Raw genomic sequence first — 2,231 nt, 5'->3', positions numbered from 1 at the left:
TGATCTCGCTGCGTTTAAATCGACGCGGCACCACACGTGGATTGTGTGGGCACGGCGTCCAAGTCCATCACGTGAACGATCAGCAGAAAGTGGTCGCATTTCATCGCTGGGACCGAGGAGGACCGCATGACGAAGTCATCGTCGTCGCCAATTTCTCATCGCAGTCTCATCACGGATATCGCATCGGGTTCCCCCATTCAGGACGCTGGACGCTAAGATTTAACAGCGACTGGGACGGCTACAGCCCGGATTTCAGTAATTTCCCCAGCCAAGATGTCGAAGCTCATGTCGGGGCTTACGATTACTATCTGAATCATGGAGATCTCGCGATCGCCCCCTACTCCGTCTTGATTTACTCGCAGGATTGATGGGGTGATTGTGGTTATTCCAGCGAAAATGCTTTCCAGGAAAACTCGAGGTCGGAAAACGGGAACGAACATTTTTGATTTGAACGTAGCGGGCGGACGCAGCGGACCCGCGTCGTGTTACTGATCTATCAGTGGTTCACCCGTTGCTTCACTCACTTTGAATCTTCATTCGATTGGCGCTTGGGTTGAACTGATCGGGCATACAGCTTTCTTGCGAGTCCGTAGGTCGTTGGGCGACAAACATGTCACCGATCGCCTCACGCATTGCACAATCAATACGGAAGTTAGTCAGTCGCTATCGATATCAATTCATTGATTTGGCACATGTTGTGCCATCGCCCGTTCCAGCGATCACGAGTCACGCGTATTTCGAGCCACACGTATCAGAAGAGATCGAATGTCCTTCGCAACTGGTCCAGGAGATATCTAATCAATCGTGCTGTTACCGCGACGTGCTTTCCGATCACCTTCATACTGAGATGCTAAGTGAAAATTTGGATCGTCGTGCTCGCCACCCGTTTACTAGCCGTCTTGATAAGCTGGATTGTGGGAGTCGTGCGCCCCCCTATTCACGCTGTGCGTGATCCTTCGTTTCGAAAGTCGCAATCTTGCCCGCTCGTTCTGCGATCAGCTTGGCCGCGAACGGATCATCGTCGGGTCTGCGTTAAGAGAACTTCCCGGTCGTCTTCGTAATTTAGCTGCTCTACCCAAGGCCGGAGTTGAATCTTTCGGGAGATGTACTGCAGCGATGCGGACAAATCGTGCAGCCCGATCTGCTGCTCAGTGAGATAGACGCGGCTTTCCGGTCGCCATCTTGCTGCCCCTTCCTGGCGACGGAATGAACACTGCTCGACTAAAACGAGTGTCCTCGTTTTGCTCTGGGGGGGCCCTGGAACCCGGGGAGCAGTCATCTGCGGGCCGAAACCGCTTCCTCACTGCTAACTTCCTCGATGCTCTCGTCATTGATTTCACTAACTTAACTAAACGAGGGCATGAGATTTGCGTTTATGAACAGCCGTTCCCTTTTTGGGGACAGCGTGTTCTTGAAACGGTGTGCTCAGCACGCTTGGTTCTAGGGTTAGTAGCAGCTCCATCACACTCTGTGCATTAAACGTTTCGCAACGCCCCTATGTTCAGGGGTGAACGTCTTCACCGACCCCATTCCTGGCGAGGAGCTGCGACTCCGACTTAGGTAGCCGTGCAGTCTAAGACACGCATCATAATCTCCAGTGAGACGGGAGGCAGGGATGGGAATTCAAAGTGCCGATAAGACATCCCGATGGCTGCCGCCACTGGCGATCGCGGTACTAGCTACGATCGCGGTCGCTGCACTTTACCTAGGCCAGGTGATCTTCATCCCACTAGCCCTGGGAATCATCTTAAGTTTCCTTTTGCAACCGATCGTTCGGCTGCTCGAGCGCGGGGGTCTTCCACGCGTGCCCTCCGTGGTAACCGTGGTGCTTCTGATCTCCATTGTGCTCGCTGGAATCGGCTGGAGCGTAGGCGGGCAGTTGCGGGATCTCGCTCACGATCTGCGTGCGAATCAAACTTATATCAGTAATCTAGAAAGTAAAATTTTCGATCTGCGGCGTTTGTTGGGGAGCGGAGCGATGGCCGACCTTCAAGCTACCTTGGAGCGGGTTGGCACGCGGTTGGAAGAAGTAGAAGGAGACGCTCAAAACAAGACCAAGGTGAACGAGACCAAGGTACTCGTCCAAGCGGAGCGGAATGTGTCAACGACAGTGAGACAACTTTTTGATAGTTGTTAGGTGCTGCATCCCGCGTGCTCAGGGGCCAGCCCCCGAACCCCCGTGATTTTTTCAGGCATGACTCGGGTGTTCAAAGAGTTTGTTGCTGGTACTG

Annotated in this window: 2 protein-coding genes; both read left to right on the top strand. The window is 53.4% G+C overall.

The window, feature by feature from the left end:
* Positions 1 to 368: alpha amylase C-terminal domain-containing protein (locus ABX962_RS35060; protein WP_372726296.1), on the top strand; the 368-nt coding region annotated here is incomplete at its 5' end.
* A gap of 1,247 nt (positions 369 to 1,615) precedes the next feature.
* Positions 1,616 to 2,137 (top strand): AI-2E family transporter, encoded by a 522-nt coding sequence (locus ABX962_RS35055; RefSeq protein WP_372726295.1) that lies wholly within the window; start codon positions 1,616 to 1,618, stop codon positions 2,135 to 2,137.
* Positions 2,138 to 2,231: the final 94 nt, after the last annotated feature.

The organism is Novipirellula sp., assembly GCF_041583735.1.
Taxonomy (GTDB): Bacteria; Planctomycetota; Planctomycetia; order Pirellulales; family Pirellulaceae; genus Novipirellula.
The sequence above is the reverse complement of the archived record's forward strand: the minus strand, read 5'-3'. Positions and strand labels throughout refer to the sequence as shown.

Excerpts from the sequence above, each read along its gene's own strand:
- ABX962_RS35055 (WP_372726295.1), top strand. The coding sequence starts at position 1,616 with ATGGGAATTCAAAGTGCCGATAAGACATCCCGATGGCTGCCGCCACTG.